The 26681-nt window shown below is 60.4% G+C and carries 24 protein-coding genes and 1 pseudogene; 21 read left to right on the top strand and 4 right to left on the bottom strand.

Features of this window, described 5'->3' with window-relative positions; genetic code table 11:
* Nucleotides 1-257: 257 nt before the first annotated feature.
* Entirely contained in the window at nucleotides 258-1154 is an 897-nt protein-coding gene (locus NKI99_RS16395) for a hypothetical protein (RefSeq protein ID WP_352611434.1), read from the bottom strand.
* 729 nt (nucleotides 1155-1883) lie between these two features.
* Here NKI99_RS16395 and bluB point away from each other — a divergent pair.
* The 4 genes and pseudogenes from bluB to NKI99_RS16420 all read left to right on the top strand — a co-directional run bounded on the left by bluB (nucleotide 1884) and on the right by NKI99_RS16420 (nucleotide 6015).
* A pseudogene (gene bluB, locus NKI99_RS33845) lies at nucleotides 1884-2504 on the top strand (5,6-dimethylbenzimidazole synthase).
* A 315-nt stretch (nucleotides 2505-2819) separates the two neighbouring features.
* On the top strand, nucleotides 2820-2996 hold the full coding sequence (locus tag NKI99_RS16410; protein WP_352611436.1) for a class I SAM-dependent methyltransferase: 177 nt from the start codon (nucleotides 2820-2822) through the stop codon (nucleotides 2994-2996).
* A 421-nt stretch (nucleotides 2997-3417) separates the two neighbouring features.
* Nucleotides 3418-5238: a glutamine--fructose-6-phosphate transaminase (isomerizing) gene (gene glmS, locus NKI99_RS16415; RefSeq protein ID WP_352611437.1), complete on the top strand. Its 1821-nt coding sequence runs from the start codon at nucleotides 3418-3420 to the stop codon at nucleotides 5236-5238.
* Between the two features lie 522 nt (nucleotides 5239-5760).
* Nucleotides 5761-6015 carry a helix-turn-helix domain-containing protein gene (locus NKI99_RS16420; protein WP_023735822.1) on the top strand — a complete coding sequence of 85 codons (255 nt, stop codon included), beginning with the start codon at nucleotides 5761-5763 and terminating at the stop codon, nucleotides 6013-6015.
* A 923-nt stretch (nucleotides 6016-6938) separates the two neighbouring features.
* On the opposite strand, the gene NKI99_RS16425 is transcribed toward NKI99_RS16420, so the two are convergent.
* Entirely contained in the window at nucleotides 6939-7328 is a 390-nt protein-coding gene (locus tag NKI99_RS16425) for a hypothetical protein (protein ID WP_023735820.1), read from the bottom strand.
* Between the two features lie 403 nt (nucleotides 7329-7731).
* On the opposite strand from NKI99_RS16425, the gene queC reads away from it, so the two are divergent.
* Genes queC through queE form a run of 3 tightly spaced genes read left to right on the top strand, consistent with a single transcriptional unit; the run spans nucleotide 7732 to nucleotide 9517 of the window.
* The gene (gene queC / locus NKI99_RS16430; protein ID WP_023766604.1) at nucleotides 7732-8430 is read left to right on the top strand and encodes a 7-cyano-7-deazaguanine synthase QueC; all 699 of its coding nucleotides are present in this window, start codon (nucleotides 7732-7734) and stop codon (nucleotides 8428-8430) included.
* Nucleotides 8430-8786: a 6-carboxytetrahydropterin synthase QueD gene (gene queD, locus NKI99_RS16435; RefSeq protein ID WP_023673552.1), complete on the top strand. Its 357-nt coding sequence runs from the start codon at nucleotides 8430-8432 to the stop codon at nucleotides 8784-8786. The genes queC and queD overlap by 1 nt, the downstream gene beginning before the upstream one ends.
* Nucleotides 8783-9517, top strand: a complete 735-nt coding sequence (queE, locus tag NKI99_RS16440) for a 7-carboxy-7-deazaguanine synthase QueE (RefSeq protein WP_023735817.1) — start codon at nucleotides 8783-8785, stop codon at nucleotides 9515-9517. Before queD ends, queE begins: the two co-directional genes overlap by 4 nt.
* Before the next feature lie 335 nt (nucleotides 9518-9852).
* On the opposite strand, the gene hemN is transcribed toward queE, so the two are convergent.
* Nucleotides 9853-11202: an oxygen-independent coproporphyrinogen III oxidase gene (gene hemN / locus NKI99_RS16445; RefSeq protein WP_023766605.1), complete on the bottom strand. Its 1350-nt coding sequence runs from the start codon at nucleotides 11200-11202 to the stop codon at nucleotides 9853-9855.
* Nucleotides 11203-11356: 154 nt separating this feature from the next.
* Here hemN and NKI99_RS16450 point away from each other — a divergent pair, with 154 nt between their 5' ends.
* From NKI99_RS16450 to NKI99_RS16510, 13 genes are all read left to right on the top strand, one after another.
* Nucleotides 11357-12103 (top strand): Crp/Fnr family transcriptional regulator, encoded by a 747-nt coding sequence (locus NKI99_RS16450; protein WP_023735815.1) that lies wholly within the window; start codon nucleotides 11357-11359, stop codon nucleotides 12101-12103.
* Nucleotides 12104-12646: 543 nt separating this feature from the next.
* Entirely contained in the window at nucleotides 12647-14257 is a 1611-nt protein-coding gene (gene ccoN / locus NKI99_RS16455) for a cytochrome-c oxidase, cbb3-type subunit I (RefSeq protein WP_023809314.1), read from the top strand.
* An 11-nt stretch (nucleotides 14258-14268) separates the two neighbouring features.
* The gene (gene ccoO, locus NKI99_RS16460; protein WP_023735813.1) at nucleotides 14269-15000 is read left to right on the top strand and encodes a cytochrome-c oxidase, cbb3-type subunit II; all 732 of its coding nucleotides are present in this window, start codon (nucleotides 14269-14271) and stop codon (nucleotides 14998-15000) included.
* Between the two features lie 11 nt (nucleotides 15001-15011).
* Complete coding sequence (locus NKI99_RS16465) at nucleotides 15012-15161, top strand: CcoQ/FixQ family Cbb3-type cytochrome c oxidase assembly chaperone (protein WP_023766610.1); 150 nt, start codon at nucleotides 15012-15014, stop codon at nucleotides 15159-15161.
* Between the two features lie 2 nt (nucleotides 15162-15163).
* Nucleotides 15164-16027, top strand: coding sequence for a cytochrome-c oxidase, cbb3-type subunit III (ccoP, locus tag NKI99_RS16470; RefSeq protein ID WP_023809313.1), 864 nt, complete (start codon nucleotides 15164-15166; stop codon nucleotides 16025-16027).
* 129 nt (nucleotides 16028-16156) lie between these two features.
* The gene (gene ccoG / locus NKI99_RS16475) at nucleotides 16157-17716 is read left to right on the top strand and encodes a cytochrome c oxidase accessory protein CcoG (RefSeq protein ID WP_352611438.1); all 1560 of its coding nucleotides are present in this window, start codon (nucleotides 16157-16159) and stop codon (nucleotides 17714-17716) included.
* Nucleotides 17713-18210, top strand: coding sequence for a FixH family protein (locus NKI99_RS16480; RefSeq protein WP_023776424.1), 498 nt, complete (start codon nucleotides 17713-17715; stop codon nucleotides 18208-18210). The genes ccoG and NKI99_RS16480 overlap by 4 nt, the downstream gene beginning before the upstream one ends.
* The gene (locus tag NKI99_RS16485; RefSeq protein ID WP_352611439.1) at nucleotides 18207-20489 is read left to right on the top strand and encodes a cation-translocating P-type ATPase; all 2283 of its coding nucleotides are present in this window, start codon (nucleotides 18207-18209) and stop codon (nucleotides 20487-20489) included. Before NKI99_RS16480 ends, NKI99_RS16485 begins: the two co-directional genes overlap by 4 nt.
* Nucleotides 20486-20656 (top strand): cbb3-type cytochrome oxidase assembly protein CcoS, encoded by a 171-nt coding sequence (gene ccoS, locus NKI99_RS16490; RefSeq protein WP_023735807.1) that lies wholly within the window; start codon nucleotides 20486-20488, stop codon nucleotides 20654-20656. Before NKI99_RS16485 ends, ccoS begins: the two co-directional genes overlap by 4 nt.
* Nucleotides 20657-20818: 162 nt before the next feature.
* Entirely contained in the window at nucleotides 20819-20998 is a 180-nt protein-coding gene (locus tag NKI99_RS16495; protein ID WP_286462603.1) for a CBS domain-containing protein, read from the top strand.
* A complete protein-coding gene (locus tag NKI99_RS16500; RefSeq protein WP_245260241.1) occupies nucleotides 20998-21396 on the top strand; it encodes a BON domain-containing protein in 399 nt (132 codons plus the stop codon). The genes NKI99_RS16495 and NKI99_RS16500 overlap by 1 nt, the downstream gene beginning before the upstream one ends.
* Nucleotides 21397-22088: 692 nt before the next feature.
* A complete protein-coding gene (ubiM, locus tag NKI99_RS16505) occupies nucleotides 22089-23270 on the top strand; it encodes a 5-demethoxyubiquinol-8 5-hydroxylase UbiM (RefSeq protein WP_352611483.1) in 1182 nt (393 codons plus the stop codon).
* A 292-nt stretch (nucleotides 23271-23562) separates the two neighbouring features.
* A complete protein-coding gene (locus NKI99_RS16510) occupies nucleotides 23563-25473 on the top strand; it encodes a putative bifunctional diguanylate cyclase/phosphodiesterase (RefSeq protein ID WP_352611440.1) in 1911 nt (636 codons plus the stop codon).
* Between the two features lie 94 nt (nucleotides 25474-25567).
* Here NKI99_RS16510 and NKI99_RS16515 read toward each other — a convergent pair whose 3' ends face one another.
* Nucleotides 25568-25849 (bottom strand): DNA -binding domain-containing protein, encoded by a 282-nt coding sequence (locus tag NKI99_RS16515; RefSeq protein ID WP_081731037.1) that lies wholly within the window; start codon nucleotides 25847-25849, stop codon nucleotides 25568-25570.
* 104 nt (nucleotides 25850-25953) lie between these two features.
* Between NKI99_RS16515 and NKI99_RS16520 the strand changes: the two genes are divergently transcribed.
* The gene (locus tag NKI99_RS16520; protein WP_352611441.1) at nucleotides 25954-26187 is read left to right on the top strand and encodes a helix-turn-helix domain-containing protein; all 234 of its coding nucleotides are present in this window, start codon (nucleotides 25954-25956) and stop codon (nucleotides 26185-26187) included.
* Nucleotides 26188-26681 lie beyond the last annotated feature (494 nt).

Genomic DNA, 26681 nt, shown 5'->3' on the forward strand with positions numbered 1-26681 from the left:
GGCCTCACCGCACAGGGCGGTGCGCACTCCGGCTCGACGACGGCTGTCGAAATCAGACTGCTGTGGATGCACTACCATTGACCGGTACTAGGATTCTCGACCTCGCCGATAAGCTCGTCTGTACAGCAAGCGGCCTTCCTGCCTATCCCAATATCAAAAGTCAAACCCGCCGCAGATGCATATGCCTGGCAGCATGTGTCGGTCTTTGGCCACGCATCTGCGACACCGAAATCAAGTAGCCCGCCATGGCGCGACCCTCAATCTTCCACTTCAGGGAGCCTGCCCTGCCATTCAAGGTCAGTCAGCACTTCGGCCTCCACAGTCATATTTTCCGCGAATTCACCGGCATGTTCGGCGAGAAGCTTTCTCGCCGCGACGACCGCTGAACGCTTTCCTTCGCACTTCTCGTGGAACCTGGCTACGCTCTGGCCTACGTGGTCGCCGTTCCATTTTATTACGCCCACTATGGCATACCAGACGCCTTTCCCGGTCCTGCGACGTCGCAGAATTTCGAGTCGCTGATCTGCCAACTGGGCGATGGCTTGGTAGAGAAGTTCGTGCTCCGGGCGGTCGGCACCTCTCGAACGAGCCTCATGGGCAAAGCCCTTCAGGCTCGGCTCCTTAAGTTCAGCTACTGCGTGCGAAATCTTCCACAGATTTGCGGTAGCCTCGTCGAGTGCGTGCCGAGCATCATAGGTAAGCGGCGGTCGCTTCACCGAAACCCCCTGCGCGGATCTCATCTTGTCCGACTTCACCTTCGGCCAGATGTCTGCGGCAATCCTGTCGAGTTCGGCCTTGCCCACTACCCAGCGGTGCTCCTCCTCAGCCCTCTTCTTGGAGAGCTTTGGCTGAAGTGCCACCACCGTTCCCTTGTTGTCGGAATCATTGAAGGTGGCGCTCATAATGTCGCTAGTCGACCGTGTGAGGCCCTTTCGGATATCGCCCGCAGCATCGAAAACCCAATAGGCTCCTTGGGCATCTAGAATCCGATTCGGCGCGGTGCCTTCGTTCTCAACTATCACCGAGACGACCCGCTGGCGTGTGCCGGCGTATTGCGGGAGAGCGTCCTTTCCGAAGATCATTCCCTCTACAAGCCGCCGCGATAGCCGCAGAGGTTCGCTGTTCTCCGGGAATATGTAGTGACGACTGGACACCCGGCTTCGCTCCTTCGATCGCCGAAACGCGATGGCACATTCATGGTAGGCGGCTGTCTAAAGATTGCAGTATCAAAACTCATTGGCAGCATTTGATCAACTATCGCTCACGCTGCTGGATACGAGCAGCTGTCGCACTTCGCCGGAGACAAATAAGTCAACCGCGAATTGACTGTGAGAGGGATGAGTCCCAATTGGGTGATGCCTGACACTGGTGGAAGGCGAAACTGCGGGCGACTGGAAGCTCAGCAATGCCCATGAAATTGGGCAGCTGGTGCTGGTCAGGCGCTATGACGTCAGACGATGGTATCTGCGAATGACCTGGGGAACCTTCGGGGACATCGAGGCCGACGTGGTCGGAAGCAAAATGAGTTACAGGCGGTGCGGCAGGAACGAGTATATGCAAGCTGAGACGCCTGTCGCCGTCGCCGCGTTCTAGGCCGACGTTCTCCGCATTCCGAGGCCTGGTGAGCGATACGGGTGCGCCTGAGTGTCAATGGCGCATTTAGCAAAGGCCCTGGCACATGATTCACCGCCGTGCGAGCTGATCGAAACTGGTTTGCTGGATTGCATCGTAATAGCGCCGCCCACCAAGAAACATTTTTCTATCGTTTGCGGTTAGGGCCGCATGGCGCGCTAGTCGGACGCAACAAGCCAGCTTGGGCAATAGGCAGCTGGCAATCCACACCGTACTCCCTACTGCAATCCCTAGCCCCGAACGAGACTGCCATGCCGTCACCTCCCGATTTCGCCGACGATTTTCGGGCCGGGCTGATCACGCTGCTGCGCTGGCGCAGGGATGTGCGGCGCTTCGAGCCGACGGCTCTGCCGGAGGGCAAGCTGGAACGGCTGCTCGAGCTCGCCAGCATTGCGCCCTGCGTTGGCCTCAGCCAGCCCTTGCGCTTCGTAGTGGTCGACAGCCTCGAGCGGCGCACCGCCGGTGAGAGACTGCTTCGAACGCTGCAATGCCGAGGCGCTCACGTGCTTTTCGGGAGAGCGCGCTGCACTCTATGCCCGGCTGAAGCTTGCCGGTCACAACGAGGCGCCCTGTCAGTTCGCGGTTTTCGCCGACCGCACGACCGGACAAGGCCTTGGGCTCGGTCGCATAACCATGCCGGCGACCATCGACTATTCGGCCGTCATGGCGGTGCACACACTGTGGCTAGCGGCGCGGGCGGAAGGCATCGGCATGGGCTGGGTGTCGATCCTCGATGTGACCGAGATGGCCGAGATTCTCGACACGCCGCCCGAGTGGACGCTGATCGGTTATTTCTGCCTCGGCTAGCCTGCGAGGAGCACGACATGCCCACCTTGGAACGCGAGGCGGCCGCCGGTGGTAATCAGCGGTAGGGGGGTGCCCATCACTTCGTCTCTTCCCTGGCGATGAGCTTGACGCAGATCGGGTCGCCCTTCGCCATCGGGGTACATTGCCATTCCGGACCGAAGCCGAAGTTCGTGTTCTTGCCAAGGCCAGGAAAGAGCACTGACAAACCGGACCGCAGCGAAGATGGCGCTGGCGGCAACCGGGCTGAAGCCGGGCATGGAGGTGGTCGACCTCTGCTGCGGCGACGGCTGTGCCGATCGCCACGGTCGCCCGCCATGTCGTCGCCATAGACATCGACGCCGACCAGCTGGAGGCCACGCAGCGCCGCTACCGGCGCCGGCGTGACCAATTGCAAATTCGTCGCCGGCGACGCCTATGAACTCGCTACTCTGGTGTCACGCCCCGCCGACCTCGTCTTCATGGCCAACGCTTTCCATGGCGTCCCGGACCGACCGCGGCTGGCACGTGCCGTGCGCGAGGCGCTCGCCCCCGGCGGGAATTATGCCATCGTCAACTGACACCGGCGCCGCGCGAGACGACGACGGTCCTGGGCGAGCCGCGCGGCCCGCGAAGCGAACTCAGGCTGTCGCCGAGACAGACCATCGCCGATCCCGAAGTCGGCGGCACAATGCTTCTACATGCCGGACTGCCTGACTAGGGCTCGCAGGCCGGTCGTCCGTCCACTGTCCAAGGCCTGCTGGCCTTTCTGAGGCCGTGATCCTGCCGCGGGTGAGTCTGCGATTCTCATAAGAGCGTCAGGCGCGAATAGAACTTTAGGCCCCCACAGCAGCCGACCTATCCATGGGATGGATGGTAGTGATCACTACAATCAATTGTACCAATATCATGGAATACTACTACAAGGCCGCCACTTAAAGCGGCCGGATGGGTATCCGTCTCGCGTGGGCTGATGCTGCTCGCAAAAATGCGGAGACGAACATGTGCGGGATTGTTGGCATCGTTGGGCAACAGCCGGTGTCGGATCGGTTGATCGGCGCGTTGAAGGGTTTGGAATATCGCGGCTATGATTCCGCCGGCGTTGCGACGATCATCGACGGTGCCTTGCACCGCCGGCGCGCCGAGGGCAAGCTTGTCAATCTTGAGAGGCGACTGAAGGAAGAGCCGCTGAGCGGCAAAGTCGGCATCGGCCACACGCGTTGGGCAACCCACGGGGCCTCGACGGAACGCAATGCGCACCCGCACTTTACCGACGGTGTCGCCGTCGTCCATAACGGCATCATCGAGAATTTCACCGAGCTGAAGGACGAATTGGCGGCGGATGGCGCCGAGTTCCAGACCGACACCGACACCGAGGTCGTTGGGCATCTCTTGGCAAGATACCGCCGCGAGGGCATGAGGCCGCAAGAGGCCACGCGTGCCATGCTGAAACGCGTCAGGGGCGCCTATGCGCTTGCCATCCTCTTCGAAGATGAACCGTCGACCATCACGGCGGCGCGCAACGGACCACCGCTGGCGATCGGTCACGGCGACGGCGAGATGTTCCTGGGCTCCGACGCGATCGCTCTTGCGCCCTTCACCAATGAAATTACCTATCTCATGGACGGCGACTGGGCCATTGTCGGCAATTCGGGCGCCCATATCTTCGATATCGACGGCCATCCCGTCGAGCGTCCGCGCCATATCTCCACGGCCGCGGCCGATCTGGCCAACAAGGGCAGCCATCGCCATTTCATGGAGAAGGAAATATACGAGCAGCCCGAGGTCGTCGCCCATGCTCTTCGTCGTTACATCAACATCATAGAGGGCCGCGACATGGTTCCTGGCATCGATTTCGCCAAGGTTCCGAGCTTGGCGATCTCTGCCTGCGGGACCGCCTATCTCGCCGGACTGATCGGAAAATACTGGTTCGAGCGCTATGCGCGCCTGACGGTTGAAATCGACGTTGCGTCTGAATTCCGTTACCGCGAGATCCCTTTGCCGCCGCAGTCCGCGGCTCTTTTCATTTCGCAATCCGGCGAAACCGCCGATACGCTTGCATCGTTGAGGTACTGCAAGGAGCGTGGGCTGAAAATTGGCGCTATCGTCAATGCCTGCGAATCGACCATCGCTCGGGAGGCCGATACGGTCTTCCCGATCCTTGCCGGACCGGAGATCGGCGTCGCCTCTACCAAGGCTTTTACCTGCCAGCTTGCCGTTCTAGCCGCACTCGCCATCAGCGCCGCCAGAGCCCGCGGGACCGTCCCCGAAGGCGAGCTGCAGGCACTCGTCAGGAGCCTCGCCGAATTGCCGCGCGTCATGGGCCAGGTACTCAACAGCATCCAGCCGGAGATCGAGTTCTTGTCGCGCGAACTGTCAAAGTGTCGTGACGTCCTGTATCTCGGCCGTGGCACCAGTTTCCCACTAGCGATGGAAGGAGCGCTGAAGCTCAAGGAGATTTCCTACATCCATGCCGAAGGCTATGCAGCGGGTGAATTGAAGCACGGGCCAATCGCATTGATAGATGAGAACATGCCGGTGATCGTCATCGCGCCCCATGACCGCTTTTTCGACAAGACCGTCTCCAACATGCAGGAAGTGGCTGCCCGTGGAGGGCGGATTATCCTCATCACCGATAAAAATGGGGCAGCCGCATCGAAACTCGACACCATGCACACGCTCGTGCTGCCGGTAGTCGACGAGATTATCGCGCCAATGATCTTCTCGCTGCCGATACAGCTTCTTGCCTACCACACGGCGCTCTTCATGGGGACAGATGTAGACCAGCCGCGCAATCTCGCAAAATCGGTCACGGTCGAATGATTGTGAACCTGTACAGATGGCGAAGCTCTCGATGGAAAGCTACCCTTTGTCTGGATCCGGATGAAAACCAGATGACCAGTGTTTGCTGGAATTTGGAATCCCTTTTTTCGGCCGGTCGATCGGGGCACAGGGCGATCGAGCTTCCTAGAGCCGACGTCAGCACGCAGCCGGGGGCTTTCAAGAGTGGGTCTTTCGCTCCCCCGCCGGTGGAGATTGGCCGAAGGAAGCAGTGTCCGTACCGGGAGTTCGAGTTGGTGTTCAGAGTTCCAGGGCCCCCTCCTGAGATGGCCTGATCGGCTGTAGCGCATCCGACCTGCGATCCTTCGCGAATAATTCTCGCCGTTGGCTTTCTTGATTAGAAGGAGGTGAGCCGCCATATTCCGACCCAGCTCCTAATTCAGGCGGCCCATTCCATGGATGAGGCCGGTCCGGCTGAATGGACGTCCATTTTTTGATTTGCTTGGTCTGCGCCGCCGGGGGGGGGTATCTCCCGAGGGAGCTCCCATGTTCTTGGAGATGTTTATGAACGATTCGCGCATTCCCGAACCAGTCTTGACGGCTATGTCGCAGGGGACCCACATCGTCCGCGCTTATCGTGAGCACCTTGGGTATTCGATCGAGGACCTGACGGTCGCGAGCGGGCTTGCCGCTGAGGAAATTCAAAACATCGAGCGAGGTCTGAGGTACAACAAGGGATATCGGGATCGGATAGCGAGATCGCTTTCCATACCTGTGGGAATCCTTGAGGCAGAGTCGCACATTTCGGACGCCGCCTGATCAGTCGGATGATCCGCAATGGGTGGACTACCGCTCTTGTGATGTGAAGCTTGCGGCTGATTGTAGACGCTGATTCCGTTGGGATGCCTCTGGCGCAGTACCGCCAAGAGAATCTCGTCAACTTTCCGATGCAGGAACCCTTCACATGGGCTCGCGAACAACAAGGCGATGTAGCCGCCCGGAGTGCTACGAAACGTGCACGAGGGCATCGGCTCGCGACGAAGGATTGTAACGGCGAACTCTTGGTAGTTCGGCGAGGCGATGCTGGCGCTTGAGCATCAACTCGGCCTACGAGAGTGGCTACTCCTAGGCTGAATCGGCCAACATGGCCGGCATCGCGCCGCTCTGAAAATAACATGGCGGGCATCCTGACGTTTCCGGGTTGACTATGGGTGTTCGAACCACGAAAAGGGGCCGCTCTTCGTGAGTGGCGTGCGCCGGCAGTCTAACCCCAAGCCCCCCGCCCAGGCTGCCGGCGCGCTTCTAGAAAGATCGAGGTAGGCACTCGCTGCGCTCTGCCCGCCGACACCTTGTGCTTCCTCCAGCGAGTCCAGCGGACCACCATGGGTGTTGCCAGTTCTGGTGCTTACCCACGTCCATTTGCGATCTCGGGTCATTGAGAGTACCGCAAGCACCCTCTCTGCTGGATGGTAACGCGGCTCGCGCCGCCCGTATGCAGCGCAAGCTCCATGCATGAGGTCGTCCCTTCAAAATACTTGATGCAGTTGCGCTGCGTAGCTCCTTGCATGCGCTCGATGCCAGGAGGAGACCTCTGTCTACGCTCGCATCGATGCAACGCCGTTGATCACCATCATCGCGGCGACCGCTTCGCGGGGGCCGCAGCCGTTTTGGAGCATGACGATCATGCCGGCGCCATCGCAGTGACGCACATGCAAAATTCACAGATGCATTCTCGCCCAATGCTAGGTGCCCAGCATATGTCCGGCATCCCGCAACGCGGCTACGAAGAGACGGGCATTGCCGTTGGCATCCATCTTGGCCTGCATCGACAGGGGCATCCTGTGCCAGCTCTCCAAGGACGCAATGTAATGTGAGAACATACCGTTAACGATGCAATAGTGGGTAACTAGGCCGTGTACATCCAACGCCAGCACGCCGAATTGGCCGCCGTGATATCGGATGGCTGCGACCCGCTGGACCTGCGCGTCACCGTCGATCCGCACGTCGAAAAGCAGGATGCCGCGGCTCCTGGTGGCTATCTCGGCGGCTTTTTCAGCGAAGCTCAACGAGAGCGAGCGGACGCTTTCGACTGCCATCTGTAAAACCATCAAGTTCAGTTCATCCACTGACATAAGGTACCTGTGCGCAAGACATGGGTGATTGCAATCGACCACACCGCTTGTTCACAGATGTCGGCTCATCACCGGTTATTCAGGGTTTGCCGGTCATCTTTGCGGCAAGCCATCCGGGCTCCTTGTACCCTGCAACCGTTGCAGTGGCGTCCCTCGGCGCTCCGAACCGCCAGGCTCTGCTCGTCGAGAACTTTGTCCGCGAGCAGCGGCCGCTTGAGCATTCCGCTGAAGCGTGACGTCTCACCAGTCCGTGTCCTTGCAGCTCACCGCGAGGGCGTTTTGCGCACCGCACGCAAGCGCACGAAACTGGTCTCCGTTCACTTCACAAAATGGTTTTCCTGAAGTACTGGAGCGCAGAGAAATCTCCGGTCGCAGCCTACCCGGTTAAAACAAGGACCCAACGATGAAGACTCTCGTCGTCTGCTCCGGCGGATTGGATTCCGTTACTCTTGCTCACAAGGTGGCAGCGGAGCACCAGCTTACCGGCCTGCTATCGTTCGATTACGGCCAACGGCATAGGAAGGAATTGGGCTTCGCCACCCTTTGCGCGGAGCGCCTGGGCGTCCCGCAGCGAATCATCGATATCCACGAGATCGGCGGCGGCCTTTCCGGCTCCGCGCTGACCGACAATGTGGACGTGCCCGATGGGCACTATGCCGAAGATACGATGAAGGTAACGGTGGTGCCCAACCGGAACGCCATCATGTTGGCCATTGCCTTCGGCCTCGCCGCAGCGCAAGACGCTGACGCGGTGGCGACGGCCGTGCATGGTGGGGATCATATTGTCTATCCCGATTGCCGTCCGGCCTTCATCGATGCTTTCCAGATGATGCAGGACCACGCGCTCGACGGCTACGCGCAGATTCGCCTTTATGCACCCTATGTGAACCTGACGAAGGCGGACATTGTTAGGGATGGAGCCACATACGGCACGCCCTTTGCGCAGACCTGGTCCTGTTACAAGGGCGCCGAGCGTCATTGCGGGAGGTGCGGGACCTGCGTCGAGCGGCGTGAGGCGTTCCACATCGCTGGGCACCCGGACCCAACCGAGTACGAGGACTCCGACTTCTGGCTCGGAGCGCTGCGAAGGACCACCGCGTAATGTTCCGCATCACCAAGGAATTCCACTTCTCAGCCTCGCATCAGCTCACCTCATTGCCACCCGATCACCAATGCGCGCGCCTGCACGGACATAACTACATCGTCGAAGTGGAGCTTTCAGCGGATGGACTGGACGATCACGGCTTCGTGCGCGACTACCACGATTTGGCGCCATTCAAACGCTACATAGACGAGAGCTTCGACCACCGACATCTCAACGACGTGCTGGGACACGAGCAAGTCACGGCGGAATATCTGGCCAGACATTTCTACGACTGGTGCAAGGCACGCCTGAGCGAAACCGCGGCCGTGCGGGTGAGCGAAACGCCGAAAACCTGGGCGGAATACCGGCCATGACCAATACGCATCCCGCAATCCGCGTTAGCGAGATTTTCGGGCCGACGATCCAGGGCGAGGGCGTGCTCATAGGTTTGCCGACGATCTTCGTCAGAACCGGCGGGTGTGACTTTCGCTGTTCCTGGTGCGACAGCCTGCATGCTGTGGACAATCAATTCCGCCATGAATGGGAGATGATGTCCGTCGGCGCGGTGTGGAAAAATGTGCTTGCGCTTTCCGGTGGCCGCCCGCTTATGGTGTCACTGTCAGGCGGCAATCCGGCCATCCAGCCGCTCGGCGCGCTCATCGACCGAGGCCATGGTGACGGTTACCGTTTTGCGCTGGAAACCCAAGGTTCGCTTGCCAGGGACTGGTTTGCGCACCTTGACGTGCTGATCCTCAGCCCAAAGCCGCCGTCAAGCCAAATGACGACAGATTGGGCCGCTGTCGAGGCGTGCCTCCAGGCGGCACAAGGCAAGCCCCAAATCGTGCTCAAGCTCATTGTTTTCGACGAAAGGGACTACGCCTACGCGAAAGACGCCGCTGCGCAATTTCCGCAACTTCCGATCTATCTGCAACCCGGCAATCACACGCCGCCACACCCGGCAAATGATGACGCGCCCGTCGACCTTGACGGAATATTGAAGCGCATGGAGTGGCTGGTTGACAGCGTGACCCGCGACAAATGGTTCGAAGCCCGCGTGCTACCGCAGCTGCACGTTATGCTCTGGGGTAACAAGAGAGCCGTCTAGGCCAGGCCCTTTCCACCTGAACTGCACCGGCATATTCGGGTGAACGGGTGGTTCAACGTTGACCGCGCTGCCGGGGTGCTTGCGGACTTCTGCCACCGGCCCAAGTGTTGTCGGCCGCTTGCACGGCACCTTGCATTCTCCTTGCAAGGTCGAAGGGAGCTGTCGCCGACAACCATGATCTCACAGGCAGGGCATGAGCGGGCGACATCGTCGCCATGCCAAGACGCGTCTGGTCCGCTTCGAACCGTCTCGGCCGACGGTCGCCGGTCAACAGTGGAAAACGATCGCAATCGGTTCACGATCGAGTGAGAGCCATGACCGTTCCTCTGCGGTGCTCAGACTGCCGCCGAGTGCCTGGCCGTTCCAGTTTCGAAATATTTGTCGAACCTGGCCGCGATGCTTCGGACGAAAGGGCGACTTTCAGCCGGCACAACGAATCTGTCGCCATCAAGTTCAAGCAATCGAACCGGATCGTGGAGGGCCATGGAACTTGACTGAAGGAGGAGCCTCTGGCCGGCCTCGCCGAAGCGTTCCACCAGATCGATGGCCGAGAAGGCGAAGTCGCACATCAAACGTTCGATGATCCAGCCGCGAACGCGGTCGTCGTTGGAAAGTGCGATACCCCGAACAGCGGCCAGCCCGCCGTCATCAACCGTGCATCGATATTCGCTGGTCGAAGGCATGTTCTGCGCATAGCCCTGCCGAAACTGGCTGATGGACGATGGGCCTAGCCCAATCAAGGTTTCGCAGCAATCGTCGGTGTAACCCTGAAAGTTCCGGTGCAGTGTTCCGGCGCGGGCGGCAAGGGCCAGGGCATCGCCGGGTTTGGCGAAATGGTCGAGGCCGATTGCTTCGTACCCCTGGTCCACGATCGCCCGCGCCGCCAGTTGCAATTGAGCAAATCTCTCCGCGGGACCGGGCAGCCATGCCTCGTCTATCATGGTCTGATGTTTCTTGAACCACGGCACATGGGCGTAGCCAAAAAGCGCTATCCTGTCGGGTTCCAAGGTCAGCGCCTGCGCGACGGTGGAGGAGACGCTCTCCCTCGTCTGGTGCGGCAAGCCGTAGAGCAGGTCTAGATTGACCGATTCGACGCCGCGCGAACGAACACCGTCGACTACCGCTTTGGTCTGCAAAAAGCTCTGCTCGCGGTTGATTGCCTTCTGAACCTTCGGATCGAAGTCCTGGACGCCGAGGCTCGCACGGGTCGTGCCGATTTCGGCAAGCGCATCGAGGCGGGCATCGTCCATATCATTGGGTTCGATTTCAACGCTGATCTTGGCGCCGGGAAGAAAGGCGAAGCTGTTGCGCAGGACGCTTCCCAGCGCCACAATATCCTCAGGTTCCAGCATCGTCGGGGAACCGCCGCCGAAATGAACCGCGCGAACTCGGCCCTTGCCGGTAACAAGGCCGCCAACCGTGGCGATCTCCGCATACAGCGAGCGCAGATAAGCGGCCACCGGCTCGTAGTGGCGGGTCTGTTTGGTATGGCACGCGCAGAACCAGCAGAGCCTGTCGCAATAGGGAATATGCAGGTAAAGCGATATCTCGTCACCACCTTCGAGCGCCTCCAACCAGCCTCGGTAAACGACGGCATCGACGCCCGCATGGAAATGGGGCGCAGTCGGATAACTGGTATAGCGCGGGACGTTCTCGCCAAGTCTGGCAGCTAGCTTTTGTCGCATGTCGTGGTCCACCGTGTTTGCGTCGCCCGAACTGTGGATGCTTGAATGAGCCTAAGCCCTGATTTCGATCAACCTTCAGCACGGACAAACTGCCGCAAGGATTTTTCTACCGTGGATTGCTATCCTGCCCGCACTGGACCGGTAGAGCGATCGAATGACATTACGGCAGGATATTCACAGTTCCGGCATTCCCGTTCTTTGCTTGCCTTGCGAGGCACGGCGCCGCGGTGTCTGTGGCGCGCTCGAGCCAGACGATTTGGCTCAGCTCGCCAAGACGTCGTCGCGGCACAATATCGAGCCGGGGGTCGAACTGATCGGCGACGCCGAGGCGGTCGACTGTTATTCAAACGTGCTTTCAGGCGTGGTGAAGCTCACGAAGAGCCTTTCGGACGGCCGCCAGCAGATCGTCGGTCTCCAGTTCGCGCCGGATTTTCTGGGACGGCCCTTCAAGATGAAAAGTGCGATCAATGCGGAAGCGGCAACAGCTGTCTCGCTATGCTCGTTTCCGAGAGCGGCCATCGAACGGATGATGAAGCAGTCACCCGAATTTGTGCATCGCCTGCTCAAGCAGGCGCTGAACGAACTTGACGAGGCCCGCGAATGGATGGTGACTCTGGGGCGCAAGACCGCACCAGAGAAGGTGGCGAGCTTTCTCCTCATGATTGCCCGGAACATCGACTCCAATGTTGACCCGGCGGCTATGTCGGCGTGCTTCGAGCTGCCGATGACGCGTGCCGACATCTCTGATTTCCTTGGAATCACTAACGAGACCGTGAGCCGTCAGCTGACCAGCCTGAGAATGGACGGCGTGATTCGGATCGAGAACAACCGCCGCGTCACCGTGGACAGCATGAGCCGGCTGGAACGGCGCTGCGGCGGCCGAGGCGCAATAGCCGTTTGAATGACACGAAGCTGCATGGCCCACGCCACTTACTTCATTCGGGGCAGGGCATGCTCGCGTTGGGCTCAGAAGACATCGCGTAGCGACAGCCCGTTCTAATTCCGATCGTATACGCCAGTTGCGTTTGGGCTCGTCGGCGAAGCATCCACACTTGGCCGAAGTCAATATGCCTCATACGCAGGCGAAAATCGCCGTCCAAACTATAAATGTCGCGAAGGCAGCGCAACGCTGGCGCTGGCTGTTCCAAGGCATTGAAACGATCGACGTTCGGTAAGGCATCGGCCTGCTTACCAGCGTCAAGGTGCGCTTCCCCACACGCCCACGGTCGCCTCCTACCCGGGCCCCGACTGGGGACGCCGGGCCTGTCCATAAACCGTCGGCCGGTGCTGCACTTCCACATTCGACACAGTCTGATCGCAACGAACTCGATGCTGCTCGAAGCAAAATGGTGCGGCTCTGACATGGATCAGGGCGAGCAGGCGACGGCTGCGCAATAAGGCACCGCGGTTTGGCATCCGCCGGAATTGGAAATCGGGGCTTGCGATGAAATTCGGCAAAGAAATCGTGCTTCTAAGCCTGTTCGCATTCGCGGCTTTGGTGGCCGCTGGCGCTGGGGTGAATGAACCCTTTCGCCAGCATATGTGGGTCTTATTCTTCGCCTTGGCTGGCTTCACTGCGATCCTGTTGCGCAACACTGAGTTCAGGCCTGCCGCGCCGATCGACCCGTCCGCTTACATGGACGGGCCAATCCGCTATGGCGCCATCGCCACCATGTTCTGGGGTGTCATCGGCATGCTTGTCGGCGTGGTCATCGCGCTGCAGCTTGCCTATCCCGATCTCAACATCCAGCCCTGGTTCAACTTTGGCCGTTTGCGGCCACTGCATACGTCGGGAGTCGTCTTCGCCTTCGGCGGCAACGCGCTGCTTTGCACGTCTCTCTATGTCGTGCAACGCACCTGCCGCGCCCGGCTGTTCGGCGGCGATCTCGGCTGGTTCGTGTTCTGGGGCTACCAGCTCTTCATCGTCATGGCCGCAACCGGATACCTGCTCGGCATCACCGAGAGCCGCGAATACGCCGAGCCCGAATGGTATGTGGACATCTGGCTGACCATCGTCTGGGTCGCCTATCTCATCCTGTTCCTCGGCACGATCCTGAAGCGCAAGGAACCCCACATCTACGTCGCCAACTGGTTCTACCTGTCCTTCATCGTCACCATCGCGATGCTGCATGTGGTCAACAACCTCTCCATGCCCGCCTCCTTCCTGGGCTCGAAGAGCTATTCGGCTTTCTCCGGGGTCCAGGACGCTCTGACGCAATGGTGGTATGGCCACAACGCCGTGGGCTTCTTTCTGACCGCCGGCTTTCTCGGCATGATGTATTATTTCGTACCCAAGCAGGCGAACCGGCCGGTCTATTCCTACCGGCTGTCGATCGTCCATTTCTGGGCAATCATCTTTCTCTACATCTGGGCTGGACCCCATCATTTGCACTACACCGCCTTGCCCGATTGGGCGCAGACGCTCGGCATGGTGTTCTCGATCATGCTGTGGATGCCGTCATGGGGCGGCATGATCAATGGCCTGATGACGCTGTCGGGCGCCTGGGACAAGCTCCGCACCGATCCGATCATCCGCATGATGGTGATGGCCATCGCCTTCTACGGCATGTCCACCTTCGAGGGCCCGATGATGTCGATCAAGACGGTCAACTCGCTGTCGCACTATACCGACTGGACCATCGGACACGTCCATTCGGGCGCACTCGGCTGGGTTGGCATGATCTCGTTCGGCGCGCTTTATTACATGGTGCCGAAGCTGTGGAACCGTGAACGGCTCTACTCGCTGCGCCTCGTTACCTGGCACTTCTGGCTGGCGACGCTTGGCATCGTTGTCTACGCGTCGGTCATGTGGGTGTCCGGCATCATGCAGGGCCTGATGTGGCGCGAATACGACGAGCAGGGCTTCCTGGTCTACTCCTTCGCCGAAACCGTGGCCGCCATGCACCCCTACTACATCATGCGCGCCATCGGCGGAGCCATGTACCTGTCCGGCGCCCTGATCATGGCCTGGAACATCGCCATGACCATCCTTGGCTACCGGCGCGAGGAGGATCCGATGCCCGGCTCCGTTCCCGCCCTCCAGCTTGCGCGATGATGAGACAGAAAATGAGGTTGATGAACAGACACGCGGTCATCGAGAAGAACGCTACACTTCTTCTCCTCGGGTCGCTGCTGGTCGTGACAATCGGCGGCATCGTCGAGATCGCGCCGCTCTTCTATCTCGACAACACGATCGAGAAGGTCGAAGGCATGCGGCCCTACTCGCCGCTCGAACTCGTCGGGCGCAACATCTATGTGCGTGAGGGATGCTATCTCTGCCATAGCCAGATGATCCGCCCGTTCCGTGACGAGGTCGAGCGCTATGGGCATTACAGCCTGGCGGCCGAGTCGATGTATGATCATCCCTTCCAGTGGGGATCGAAGCGCACCGGACCGGACCTCGCTCGGGTTGGCGATCGCTACTCAAATCTTTGGCATGTCGAGCACCTCACGGACCCTCGTTCCGTGGTGCCGGAATCCATCATGCCGAGCTATGGCTTTCTGAAGGATACGCCGATCGCGGTGAAGGATTTCTCGACGCATCTGGTTGCCAACAGGCGCGTCGGCGTCCCCTACTCCGACGACATGGTCGCTAACGCCAATGCCGATTTGATGGCGCAGGCTGATCCCAATGCCGACACGTCCGGCCTCGAGGCCCGCTACCCCAAGGCCAGGATCGGCGATTTCGACGGTGATCCGCAGCAAGTCACCGAAATGGACGCCCTGGTTTCTTATCTCCAGATGCTCGGCACGCTTGTCGATTTCAAGAACTACGATGAGACCGCCGGCTACCGCTGAGGACAATGGCGATGACGTACAATTTCATGCGGGAGTTTGCCGACAGCTGGGGCCTGCTTGCCATGGCTCTTTTCTTCATCGGATCCGTTGCCTTTGCACTTCGTCCCGGCAGCCGCAGGCAAGCCGGCGAAGCAGCTCAAATTCCTCTGAAGGAGGACTGATCATGAGCAGCGATCACATTGACGAGGTTTCCGGCATCTCGACGACCGGTCATGAGTGGGACGGCATTCGCGAGCTCAACAACCCGCTCCCGCGCTGGTGGGTCATCACCTTCTACATGACCATAGTCTGGGCGATCGGTTACACAATTGCCTACCCGGCATGGCCGCTGTTGCACTCCGCGACAAAGGGTGTACTTGGCTATTCCAGCCGCAACGAAGTCAAGAACGAGTTGTCCGCGGCCGAAGCGGCAAAGGGCAAATATGTCGCCGCAATAGAGTCGAAAAGTGTTTCGGAGATTGCTGCGGATGACACGCTGCGCGAATTCGCCGTCGCTGCCGGCGCCGCCGCGTTCAAGGTCAATTGCGTGCAGTGCCACGGTTCTGGCGCCCAAGGGTCCAAGGGCTTTCCGAACCTAAATGACGACGACTGGCTGTGGGGCGGCGAGGTGGACCAGATCCAGCAGACGATCGCTCATGGCATCCGCTTCGCCTCCGACCCGGCTACGCGCCTGTCGGAAATGCCGGCCTTTGGCGACATCATCACCGCCGATCAGATCAAACAGGTCAGCACCTACGTTGCCAGCCTGTCCGGCACTGTCGGCGATCAATCGTTGGTCGCGCCCGGCGCCAAGGTCTTCGCCGAAAATTGCGTGGCCTGTCACGGCGACAATGCAAAAGGCAACAAGGAACTCGGCGCTCCAGATCTGACCGACGCCATCTGGCTCTACGGGTCAGGCGAAGCGGCCATCGCCGCCCAGGTCACCGCGCCGAAACAGGGCGTGATGCCGGCCTGGGGCGCGCGCCTCGGCGAGACCAAGGTCAAGGAACTGGCGGTCTACATCCATTCGCTTGGCGGCGGAGAATAGGAGCAGAAGCCTATTCTCGTCCTCCCCCTCCCGCCAAGCGACGAGGCCCGGCGCAAGCCGGGCCTCGGCATCATCCAGAACCGATGAGTCGGCTTCCGGCGAAATCGTCGCTGGTAACTGGAGCTTCTCGTGCTTGATAACTCGCAAATAGAAAGGATCGAACCCACGCCGGTCGACTCCGCCAAGGTGCGTCAGCCAATGTACGCCGCGCGCAAGAAGATCTTCCCGAACCGGGCCTCGGGCAGCTTTCGCCAGTTCAAATGGCTGGTGATGGCGGTCACGCTCGGCATCTACTATCTGACGCCGTGGCTGCGCTGGGATCGGGGCTCGTTTAGCCCGAACCAGGCCGTGCTGCTCGATGTCGCCAACCGGCGTTTCTATTTCTTCTTCATCGAGATATGGCCGCAGGAATTCTACTATGTCGCCGGCCTTCTGGTCATGGCCGGCGTCGGTCTTTTCCTGATCACCTCGACTGTCGGCCGTGCCTGGTGTGGCTACACATGCCCGCAGACCGTATGGGTCGATCTGTTCCTGGTCGTCGAGCGAGCCATCGAGGGTGACCGCAACGCTCGTATCAAGCTTGATGCCGGTCTCTGGACCCCCCGCAAGCTTGTGCTGCGGGTATCGAAACACGCCGTTTGGCTGGCCATAGGCGCGCTGACGGGCGGCGCCTGGATCTTCTATTTCGCTGACGCGCCGACGCTGCTCGGCGAACTCTTCACCGGCACGGCAGCGCCTGTCGCCTACATCACCGTCGCGGTGCTGACGGCAACGACCTACACGTTCGGCGGGCTGATGCGCGAGCAGGTCTGCACCTATATGTGCCCATGGCCGCGCATCCAGGCAGCCATGCTCGATGAAAGTTCGCTCACCGTCACCTACAATGACTGGCGCGGCGAACCGCGCACGCGTCATGCCAAGAAGGTGCTGGCCGCAGGCCAGCTCGTGGGCGACTGCGTCGACTGCAATGCCTGTGTCGCGGTCTGCCCGATGGGGATCGACATTCGCTATGGCCAGCAGCTCGAATGCATCACTTGCGCGCTCTGCATCGACGCCTGTGACGGCGTCATGGACAAGCTCGGCAAGGAGCGTGGGCTGATCGCCTATGCGACGCTCTCCGACTACAACGCCAACATGATGCTGGCGACTGCAGGCGGGTCCAGCTCAGTCAATCCGGCGCTGGTCAGGACGGATGACGGCCTGTTTTCGGACAGAGTGGCGCATTTCCACATCCGCAAGATCTTTCGGCCACGCACCTATGTCTACATGGCTATGTGGTCGCTGATCGGCCTGGGCCTCCTCTACTCGCTGCTGACGCGCGACCGGCTCGAAATCAATGTCCTGCACGACCGCAATCCACAATTCGTGACGCTCTCCGACGGCTCGATCCGCAACGGCTACACCGTCAAGCTGCTCAACATGATCCCCGAGCCGAGGACGATCGTCGTAACCATGCAGGGCCTTGAAGGCGCTGACATCGTCGTCGTCGGCGACGACATCCCCGCAGGCCGTTCCTTCGCCATTCCGGTCGAACCCGACCGCCTGAAAATGCTGAGGGTCTTCGTTCGCCAGCCGGCGGACCAGATCCGCGCTCCGGCACAGACCTTCAAGTTCCGCGTCGAGGACAGAGCCAGCTTCGAGTCGAACGAGTACACCGCCACCTTCAACGCGCCGGAGACTGCCAGATGAGCGCCAGAACACAAAAAACCCGCGAATTCACCGGCAGGCACATGTTGGCCATCATCCTGGCCTTTTTCGGTGTGGTCATCGCGGTCAATCTGACCATGGCGACGCTTGCCAACACGAGCTGGACCGGCCTGGTCGTCGAAAACACCTATGTGGCGAGCCAGCAGTTCAACAGGAAGGCCGAGGAAGGGCGGGCGCAGGCAGCCCTCGGCTGGACCGGCAAGCTGACCATCGCATCGGGTGAAGTCCGCTACGGCCTCATCGACGCCGCCGGCAAACCGGTTCCCTTGCATGGCGTGAAGGCGCTGTTTCGCCATCCCGCTTACGAAAAAGAGGATGAATCCATCAAGCTCGTCCTCGCCTCGGGTCAGGAATTCGCCGCCCAGCATTTGCCGAAGGATGGTGTCTGGATCGTCGAAGTCGACGCCGATGCCGGCCTGGATAAACCGTATCGCGACGTGCGCAGGATCGTGATTTCCCATGGAGCGCTGCAATGAGCTGTTGTGCGCCGGGTGCTGAAATGGCGCTGGATATGGTCAGCGTGACCTCGGCCCTGCCGTCCAGCCAGGAAATCAAGCTGGCGAGCCGATCACTTGGCGACGACCTTCATCAGACCGAGCTTTCGATACCGGCCGTTCGCTGCGGTGCCTGCATTCAGACTATCGAGACGGCATTGGGAAAGCTCGATCATGTCGAAGCCGCCCGCGTCAACCTGTCAACGAGGCGGGTGTCTATCCGCTGGCGCGGCGACGACGTTCCGCCATTCGTCGCTATCCTCGGACGCCTGGGCTACCAGACACATCTGTTCGAAGCCGACACCGATACAAAGGACAAGACGCTCTCGGAGCTCATCCGCGCCGTCGCTGTTGCGGGCTTTGCGGCGGGCAACATCATGCTGCTTTCGGTCTCGGTCTGGTCCGGAGCCGAAGGCGCTACCCGCGACCTGTTCCACTGGGTCTCGGCGCTTATCGCCATCCCTGCACTAGCCTTCGCCGGCGGCATCTTCTTCCGCTCGGCCTGGAATGCGTTGCGCCACGGTCGCATGAACATGGACGTGCCGATCGCGGTCGGGGTGTCGCTGGCATACGCCATGAGCCTCTATGAGACGATCACCCATGGCGACCACGCCTATTTCGACGCATCGGTGTCGCTGCTGTTCTTCCTCCTGATCGGCCGCACGTTGGATCATGTCATGCGCGAACGTGCCCGCACCGCCGTCAAAGGCCTGTCCCAGTTGGCCGCACGTGGCGCCATGGTGCTGCGCGGCGATGGTGCACGCGACTATCTGCCGGTTGGCGAGATCGAACCCGGCATGCTGCTGTTGATCGCTGCCGGCGAGAGAATCCCCGTCGACGGCAAGATCATTCAAGGGGCCTCGGATCTGGACTGCTCGTTGGTTTCCGGCGAGAGCACGCCTCGAAACGTAGCAGCAGGCGAAGCCGTTCAGGCCGGTATCCTCAACCTAACCGGCCCGCTGACGATCGAGGCGACAGCCGCCGCGAAAGATTCGTTTCTGGCGGAAATGGTTCGGCTCATGGAAGCCGCAGAGGGCGGCCGCGCGCATTATCGCCGGATCGCCGATCGTGTTTCAGCGCTCTATGCCCCGGTGGTTCATCTCACCGCCTTCGCGACGTTCCTTGGCTGGATGGCGGCGACCGGTGACTGGCACCGGGCGATAACCATCGCCATTGCCGTTCTCATCATCACATGCCCGTGCGCGCTCGGCCTCGCCGTACCGATCGTCCAGGTGGTCGCGGCGCGGCGCCTGTTCGAGAACGGCATCATGGTCAAGGACGGTTCGGCCATGGAGCGCCTGGCGACGATTGATAGAGCGGTGTTCGACAAGACCGGAACGCTCACCCTCGGCCAGCCCCGGCTGGTCAATGCGGACTCGATTGATCCGGCCATGCTGGCAATCGCGGGAGACATGGCTGCGCACTCGCGTCACCCGTTTTCAAAGGCCATAGCCGGCTTTGCCCGCCTTGGCGGGCAGCACAAATTCGATGCCGTCACCGAGCAGCCGGGATTCGGCATCGAAGCCGCTGCCGCCGGTAGCACCTGGCGGCTGGGTCGACGCGGAGGATGGAAAGCCCGCACCGGCCGCGAAGGCAGACATGGCTATGGCGGGACGGTTCTGACGAAAGACGGGATCATTGTCGCGACCTTCGATTTCGAGGATGCGCTGCGCGTCGACGCCAGGGCAGCCATCGATCAACTGCACAACGCTGGTATGTGCGTGGAGATGCTGTCGGGCGACACCGCGAAAGCCTGCGCCGAGGTTGCGGACGGGCTTGGTGTCGATGATTTCGTTCCCTGCCTGCTGCCGTCCGGCAAGGTTGAACGCATCGAGACGCTGGCGAGGGACGGGCACAAGGTTCTGATGGTTGGCGACGGGCTCAACGATACGCCGGCGCTGAGCGCTGCGCATGTCTCGATCGCACCCGCCACCGCCGCCGACATTGGCCGCAATGCAGCCGACTTCGTTGTCCTGCGCGAAAGCCTCTTGGCGGTCCCGCTGGCTGTTGACGTATCGCGCAAGGCGGGAAGCCTGATCCGACAGAACATAACAATTGCGATCGTTTATAATGCTGTTGCCGTGCCGATCGCCATTCTGGGCCATGTTACGCCTCTTATCGCCGCGGTCGCGATGTCAGCCTCGTCATTGCTCGTGGTTGGAAATGCCATGCGTCTGCAAGGCTTCGCAACGGGTGCGTCGTCCGCAATTGCGCGGCAAGACAGGCCCGCGCGCGCCGGCGCCTTGGCTCAATCGTCATGACGACGCTCGTCTACCTCATCCCCGTAGCGCTATTCCTCGGCTCACTCGGCCTGTCCGGCTTCCTTTGGGCGTTGAGAAGCGGCCAGTACGAGGATCTCGATGGCGCGGCGGAGCGCATTCTCATCGACAGCGACGACGGCGCGGAGAATGCCACTGGTTCCACGTGACTCAGATCAACGCGCCGCGGGTCGGGATGTCCTATCGTCGTCCGACGAAAGATCAGGAGGGTGAGGATGCAAGCCGAATCCTTAATGACAAAGCCAGTCATCACGACGCATGCGAACGCGACGATCGCCGAAGCGGTCATGCTTTGAAGCAAAGTCAGCTGCCTGCCGGTAACGACCAGCGACGGCACCTTGGTTGGCATTGTAAGCAAAAGCGACTTCTTGCGCCGAGAGGAACTCGGAACCCAGCGTGTGCGTCCGCGCTGGCTGGAGCTTGATCTTGGCCCGGGCACAACCGCCAATGACTATGTGTGCGCTCGAATGGACGGATTATCCATCAGGTGATGACCACACACGTCATCTCGGCGCCTCCTGTCGACCTCATGATGCAACACCGCATCAACAATGTCCCGATTGTCGATCGGGAAAGGGTCGTCGGCATCATCACGCGAACTGATTTGCTGCTTGTCCTGATCCGCGCCATGTCGAAACAGGGCACCACGCCACCCGATGACGAACTGATCCGCAAGGCTATCCTTGCCGAACTGCAGCCACAAACCTGGAGCGGTGGTGACGTGATCGATGTGAGGGTCAGCGACGGCCTTGTCGAACTGAAGGGGGCGATTGTCGACGAGCGTCAGCGGAAGGCAGCGATCGTTGCGGCCGAGAAGGTTGCCGGCGTCGGGCAAGTCAAGGACCGCCTCCTCCTCAGTACGGATCCGTTCTCAGTGATGGTTTCATAGCTGCGAAAAAAGCGGGGACGCCAAGCAGAGTCCCTTTGGTTTGCTCCCTTCCCACATCATTTGGACATGAGGCCGTCGGCGAGTTCCTTCGGCGTCTAGCGCGTTATGGTCGGAGAGCACGCTGTCGGCAGCAAGACGCCCGTCCTGACGGAAATGCGATGGCCGCTGCCTGTTTTGGTGGGGCTTGGACCGGGGCTTCCGGTGGATCTTGTAGAGCGGCCAATACAAAGATCTCGACGGCTCCGCCGAGCGGGTCCTTATCGATCGGGAAGAGCCGCGAGGCTGAACCGGTTGGCGGCGCCAACGACTGTGCGGATGCTGGTCGTCAGTCGACCGAATCTTTGCTGGCGATTGCCCGCGAGGCGCGCGTGCGAAGAACGGATCAGCCACAATACGTTGCCGAACCTTTGGCCAGGAGGGGCACGCGATTGGGAAGCCGACCATTCAGAATGCCCAGACATGCAGACGTTTTCACGGCAATCGACCACTCGACCGTGAACCCGCCGCTGCCGGGTTTGTCGAGCCTGGTTGATCCAGATCAGCGTTATCTCTTCATCGGCATGGTTTCATTGACCAGGCTTCCAACGGAGAACGCATGTCTATCGAGTTGGGGAGATGAGCGGCAAACCGTGGGTGATTGCGATGCTTCAAAAGCGCTTCGTATCGAAGATAGCCGCTTTGGCGGCACGCTGATGGCCGGCTATGTCGACACATTCGACATCATTGTCGTCGGAGCTGGGCCGGTCGGACTTGCCTTCGCAGCATCGCTCGCCTGGAGCCGACTCAAGGTGGCAGTGGTTGAACGGCAGTCGCTCGACAGCCTGGCGAATCCGGCTTTCGACGGTCGCGAGATCGCGCTGACCCACGCATCAGTGAGAATCCTTCGCGAGCTCGGCGCCTGGGATGCCATCCCCGCATCGGACAAATCACCGCTTCATGGCGCGCGCGTGCTCAACGGATCCAGCCCTTTCGCCCTGAGCTTCGATGCTCCCAGCGGATCTGGGGAACCACTCGGATTTCTGGTCCCAAATTGTCGGATCCGCGATGCCCTGTTCAAAATTGTCCACTTCCAGGATCATGCCCGGCTGCTGTGCGGCAACTCGGTCGTCAATGCAACAAATAGCGAAGACGAGGCGGTCATAACGCTTTCTGATGGCAGGCAATTGGCCGCTCGGCTGCTCGTAGCAGCGGATTCGCGTTTGTCCGCGATGCGCGACCTGCTCGGCATTGGCGCCACCATCCATCCGCTTGGCCACTCCATGCTGATTTGCCGAGTGAGGCACGAGCGCGTCCATCACCAGATCGCGGTCGAATGGTTCGACCACCATCAGACCATAGCGATGTTGCCGCTCATGGAAGGCGTGTCGTCGCTGCTTCTGACTTTGCGCTCAAGCGAGGCCGACAGACTGTCTGCTCTCGATGACGAATTGTTCCGCATGGAATTGATGAACAGGTGTCGAGGACGCCTCGGGCAGATGACCCTGGCAAGCACCCGCCATGCCTATCCGCTGGTCACGACCTGGGCGCACAAGTTCTCGGCTCCGAGTGCGGCACTGATCGGCGATGCTGCCATCGGCATGCACCCGGTGACCGCGCATGGCTTTAACATCGGCCTCAGCGGCCAGAAGCAACTCGCTCATAAAATACTGACAGCATGTCGCGCCCGCCGCGACATTGCCGATCCCGACATGCTCGGCAGATACGAAAGCCGGCTGCGGCTGTCGGCGGGGCCGCTCTATCATGCCACCAACATGCTTGTCGGTCTCTACTCAAGCGAGCACCCGGCGGCACGGCTTGCAAGACATGCTGCGCTCCGCTTTGCCCAACATCTTCCCTTTGTCCGCCATGGCATTTCGGCCATGCTCAGGCGGTGAATCGCACAGAGCGCTGCCGCTCTGGAACGCTGTCTCGGCGAGGCTTCCTTGTCTTGCTGGCGCGCGTCGTCGCGGGCACGGCTGCTTCCTGGTGACGTTGCCGATCATGGCATGATTCGGATCAAGGCACGCGCGCGGGCGAAGCCTTGATGATTCCGCAATGCAAGCCAAAGGTGTGACCCGCAGCATGGTGAGCGCACTGGTTACCCTCGCTGGGTAGTTAACCCGTCCTTCAGTGGGCTTGCATAGGTTTGGTCCTCGCGAACAACGACGCAAGCAAGCTGGTCCATTCATGGCACCCCTAAAGGAAGAAGAATCGCTGGAGCCCAAAATCCGTCAGGATCAGCTTGCTGACCTGAGGGCCGGGCTCTTCGTGTCGATGCCGATAAGCGCGATCCTGTCAGGCCTGATTTGCGCGGTGCAGGCCCTTTCTGGCGGCGGCTTTGCCGCTGCCAGCTGGTTCCTGGTCGTCAATGCGCTAAATGCCGCCCGGCTTGCACTCGCCCGTTTTCAGCTAAAGGAAACGGGGCGCCATCAGGATTTGCTTGGCGTTTTGCCGCGCCTTCGCATGTTTGGCGTCCTTGCCCTTCTGGCAGGGTTTGCCTGGTCCTTCCCGGCCGTGCTGACTGTTGGATACACAACACCACAAGCACCGATGCATCTGGTCATACTGGCGGGCATTTCAGCTGGTGCGGTTACATATGGCAGTTCGTATGCCGCGGCGGCGACCAGCTTCATCACACCTCCACTCCTCATCACGGTGGCGTGCCTTTTGGCGAAAGGCAATTTTGAACGCTACATTCTGGCTTTCACCGTTCTGCTCTTCATGGGCGGCTTGGTCCGAGCTTCGTTTGTTGGGCAGGCGCGCTTCCGCGAAGCAAGCCGCCTGAGACATGAGGCAGAGCGATTTGCGTCGGAAATGGAGCGCAACTCCAGGGAGGACCATCTGACCGCCCTTCTCAACAGGCGGGGCCTTGAACACGCCATCGGTCGGTTCAAGAGCGCGGATGGCCCCTTCGTGGCAATGCTGATTGATCTGGACGGCTTCAAATCTGTCAACGACACCTACGGTCACAGGACCGGTGATGAACTGCTTGTCATGATCGCCCGCCGCATAGAGCAGGAAGCACCCGAAGGCTCAACGCTCGCTCGTATCGGCGGCGATGAATTCGTGCTGGTTTTTCCCTCAACGAGAGCTTCGCTTTCTGCCAGTGATCTCGCCTCCAATATCATAGCCAAAATTGCTCGCCCCTATATCGAGGTCGCGTCCGTTCGGGTCGGGGCATCGATAGGGATATACTTGGCGCAGACGCCGAGCCTGACTGAAATGTTGTTGCGGGCGGATATCGCCCTGTATACGGCCAAGCGCCATGGCAGGAACGAGTTTTGCCTGTTCGATGCCGAACTCGACAGGGAACTGCAACGTCGCCAGTCGATCGAACGGGATCTTCATTCGGCGATAAAGACGGGAAGATTGCAACCTTGGTTCCAGCCGATCGTGAAACTCGAAACCGAGACCGTGGTCGGTTTTGAAGCCTTGCTGAGATGGTCCCATCCGACGCATGGTGCCATCTCTCCACCCGAAATCATCACGGCCGCACGCGAAACCGGAATGCTTCAGCTGCTGACGCAAACCGTATTCGCCGACTGTTGTGCTTTTATCGACGGCTTGGTGAAAGCTGACTGTCGTAACATTCGTGTGGCGATGAATGTTTCCCCTCGCGAACTGGAAGCCGGCGATATCGACGACATGGTTCTGGATGGTCTGGCGGCAAGAGGCCTGCCTGCGACGATGTTCGAAATCGAGATTACCGAAGAATCGCCGGTGGACCCGGACAGAGTGGATGAAAAGCTCGGACGGCTTTCACATGCCGGTATTTCCATCGCGCTCGATGACTTCGGCACCGGCTTTTCTACCTTGGCATCTCTCAAGGACCGTCGGATACGCAAGGTGAAAATAGACCAGGGCTTCATTCGCGGCTTGGCCAAGTCCCGAGAGGACCGACTGCTTGTCAAATCGGTCATCGAACTCGGTGACATGCTCGGGATCGAGGTCATGGCCGAGGGCGTCGAAACAGAGGCGGATCGGCAAACCCTGCACAAGCTTGGCTGCCGAACCGCTCAGGGCTTCCTCTTCTCCAAGGCTGTGCCTTTGATGCAAGCACTGGAAATGGCAGTCAAACAGCACGCGAACCAGTTGTGACCGCTCCCGCCGCGCCGGCCGTCGCGGCCGTGCGCTGCCGAATTTGGCTACAGAGACTTGCCTGCTCGAAACACGTGGCAGTGGGCGTTGTGCATCAGCCGGCGAACAGTTCCTTGTAGCCGGTCGTCACCATCCAGTTCGCACGGTCGATATGGCTGCGAAGAGCTTTGCGGGCGCGGACCGGGTCAATGGACGGGTCGATGCCGAGAATGCGCTCGGCCATCTCCTTTTCGCTGGCATTGTCGGCGCAGGCATCCAGGATCCGCAGGTAGATTGTGAAATGCTCCCTGTCGTAGCTCGTGAGGTTCTCCGACCAGGGGACTTCATCGCTCAAAGTTGAGCTTCGAGTCTCATCTGTTCCCATTGGTCCATTCATGCCTGCGAACCTCGCCTGTGAGCGCACGCAGTATATCCCAAGATGGGATAATCCGAAACCGGGATTAGTCGCTGATCCGGTCTTTACCCGACCGGTTCGCCTCCATGCCCAAATACCTTCGATCGCCCCGCCACCAGCGGTTTCTGGCCCAGCTGGTTTCGCTGCGCAAGGCCAAAGGCCTGACCCAGGAGCAGCTGGCTGACAAGCTTGGTCGTCCCCAATCCTTCGTGGCCAAGTACGAGGGCGCAGAGCGGCGTCTCGACGTCATCGAGTTTCTCGACATAACTGCGGCCATTGACGCTGATCCGTGCGAGATTCTGTCCAGCCTCCGGTCCTAGCGGGCGCGCCGCATCTATCATGATCCGGACAGGAATATTGTCTAGGACAATGCCTCAATTTGTTGAAAGGCGAGCGCTGGTTTTCGGAGGAAGCCGCGCGCACGGCGGCGGTGCCTTTGGGTTCTCGACGTAACTGCGCCGCCTGACCATGTGCGAAAAAACTTGGCGCGCGCCCGCGCGCCTGACGACGCGCACCAGGTGCTCGTGAACCGAGCCCGCTTTTCTTCGGCAAGCTCAGGCGGTCTCGGCCATTCGGCTTCGCCCCTTGGCGTGGGCAGCCCTTCGGGCTGTGACGGCCGCCGCCCTTGCGGGCGGCGCGGTTTGTCTGTTGGCCTTTCCCGGTGGCGCGAGGCGGGCGGCACTCCCTTCTAGACCCGCTGCGGCAGCCCGCAACCCTTCGCGTGCCGCTCAGGGTCCTCCTCTTCGTTCCGGTCCTTCGGATGCGGTCCGCCTACTGGGCGGGCCCTTCCGGTCGCGACTCGCCGCCCACCCCG

Source organism: Mesorhizobium sp. M0239 (genome assembly GCF_040321815.1).
Lineage (GTDB): Bacteria > Pseudomonadota > Alphaproteobacteria > Rhizobiales > Rhizobiaceae > Mesorhizobium.

Excerpts from the sequence above, each read along its gene's own strand:
- ccoO (WP_023735813.1), top strand. The coding sequence starts at position 14,269 with ATGAGGTTGATGAACAGACACGCGGTCATCGAGAAGAACGCTACACTT.
- NKI99_RS16450 (WP_023735815.1), top strand. The coding sequence starts at position 11,357 with ATGACATTACGGCAGGATATTCACAGTTCCGGCATTCCCGTTCTTTGC.
- queE (WP_023735817.1), top strand. The coding sequence starts at position 8,783 with ATGACCAATACGCATCCCGCAATCCGCGTTAGCGAGATTTTCGGGCCG.
- queC (WP_023766604.1), top strand. The coding sequence starts at position 7,732 with ATGAAGACTCTCGTCGTCTGCTCCGGCGGATTGGATTCCGTTACTCTT.
- ccoP (WP_023809313.1), top strand. The coding sequence starts at position 15,164 with ATGAGCAGCGATCACATTGACGAGGTTTCCGGCATCTCGACGACCGGT.
- NKI99_RS16515 (WP_081731037.1), bottom strand. The coding sequence starts at position 25,849 with ATGAATGGACCAATGGGAACAGATGAGACTCGAAGCTCAACTTTGAGC.
- glmS (WP_352611437.1), top strand. The coding sequence starts at position 3,418 with ATGTGCGGGATTGTTGGCATCGTTGGGCAACAGCCGGTGTCGGATCGG.
- NKI99_RS16425 (WP_023735820.1), bottom strand. The coding sequence starts at position 7,328 with ATGTCAGTGGATGAACTGAACTTGATGGTTTTACAGATGGCAGTCGAA.
- NKI99_RS16485 (WP_352611439.1), top strand. The coding sequence starts at position 18,207 with ATGAGCTGTTGTGCGCCGGGTGCTGAAATGGCGCTGGATATGGTCAGC.
- NKI99_RS16465 (WP_023766610.1), top strand. The coding sequence starts at position 15,012 with ATGACGTACAATTTCATGCGGGAGTTTGCCGACAGCTGGGGCCTGCTT.
- queD (WP_023673552.1), top strand. The coding sequence starts at position 8,430 with ATGTTCCGCATCACCAAGGAATTCCACTTCTCAGCCTCGCATCAGCTC.
- ubiM (WP_352611483.1), top strand. The coding sequence starts at position 22,089 with ATGGCCGGCTATGTCGACACATTCGACATCATTGTCGTCGGAGCTGGG.
- NKI99_RS16520 (WP_352611441.1), top strand. The coding sequence starts at position 25,954 with ATGCCCAAATACCTTCGATCGCCCCGCCACCAGCGGTTTCTGGCCCAG.
- NKI99_RS16420 (WP_023735822.1), top strand. The coding sequence starts at position 5,761 with ATGAACGATTCGCGCATTCCCGAACCAGTCTTGACGGCTATGTCGCAG.
- NKI99_RS16510 (WP_352611440.1), top strand. The coding sequence starts at position 23,563 with ATGGCACCCCTAAAGGAAGAAGAATCGCTGGAGCCCAAAATCCGTCAG.
- hemN (WP_023766605.1), bottom strand. The coding sequence starts at position 11,202 with ATGCGACAAAAGCTAGCTGCCAGACTTGGCGAGAACGTCCCGCGCTAT.
- ccoN (WP_023809314.1), top strand. The coding sequence starts at position 12,647 with ATGAAATTCGGCAAAGAAATCGTGCTTCTAAGCCTGTTCGCATTCGCG.
- ccoS (WP_023735807.1), top strand. The coding sequence starts at position 20,486 with ATGACGACGCTCGTCTACCTCATCCCCGTAGCGCTATTCCTCGGCTCA.
- NKI99_RS16480 (WP_023776424.1), top strand. The coding sequence starts at position 17,713 with ATGAGCGCCAGAACACAAAAAACCCGCGAATTCACCGGCAGGCACATG.
- NKI99_RS16500 (WP_245260241.1), top strand. The coding sequence starts at position 20,998 with ATGACCACACACGTCATCTCGGCGCCTCCTGTCGACCTCATGATGCAA.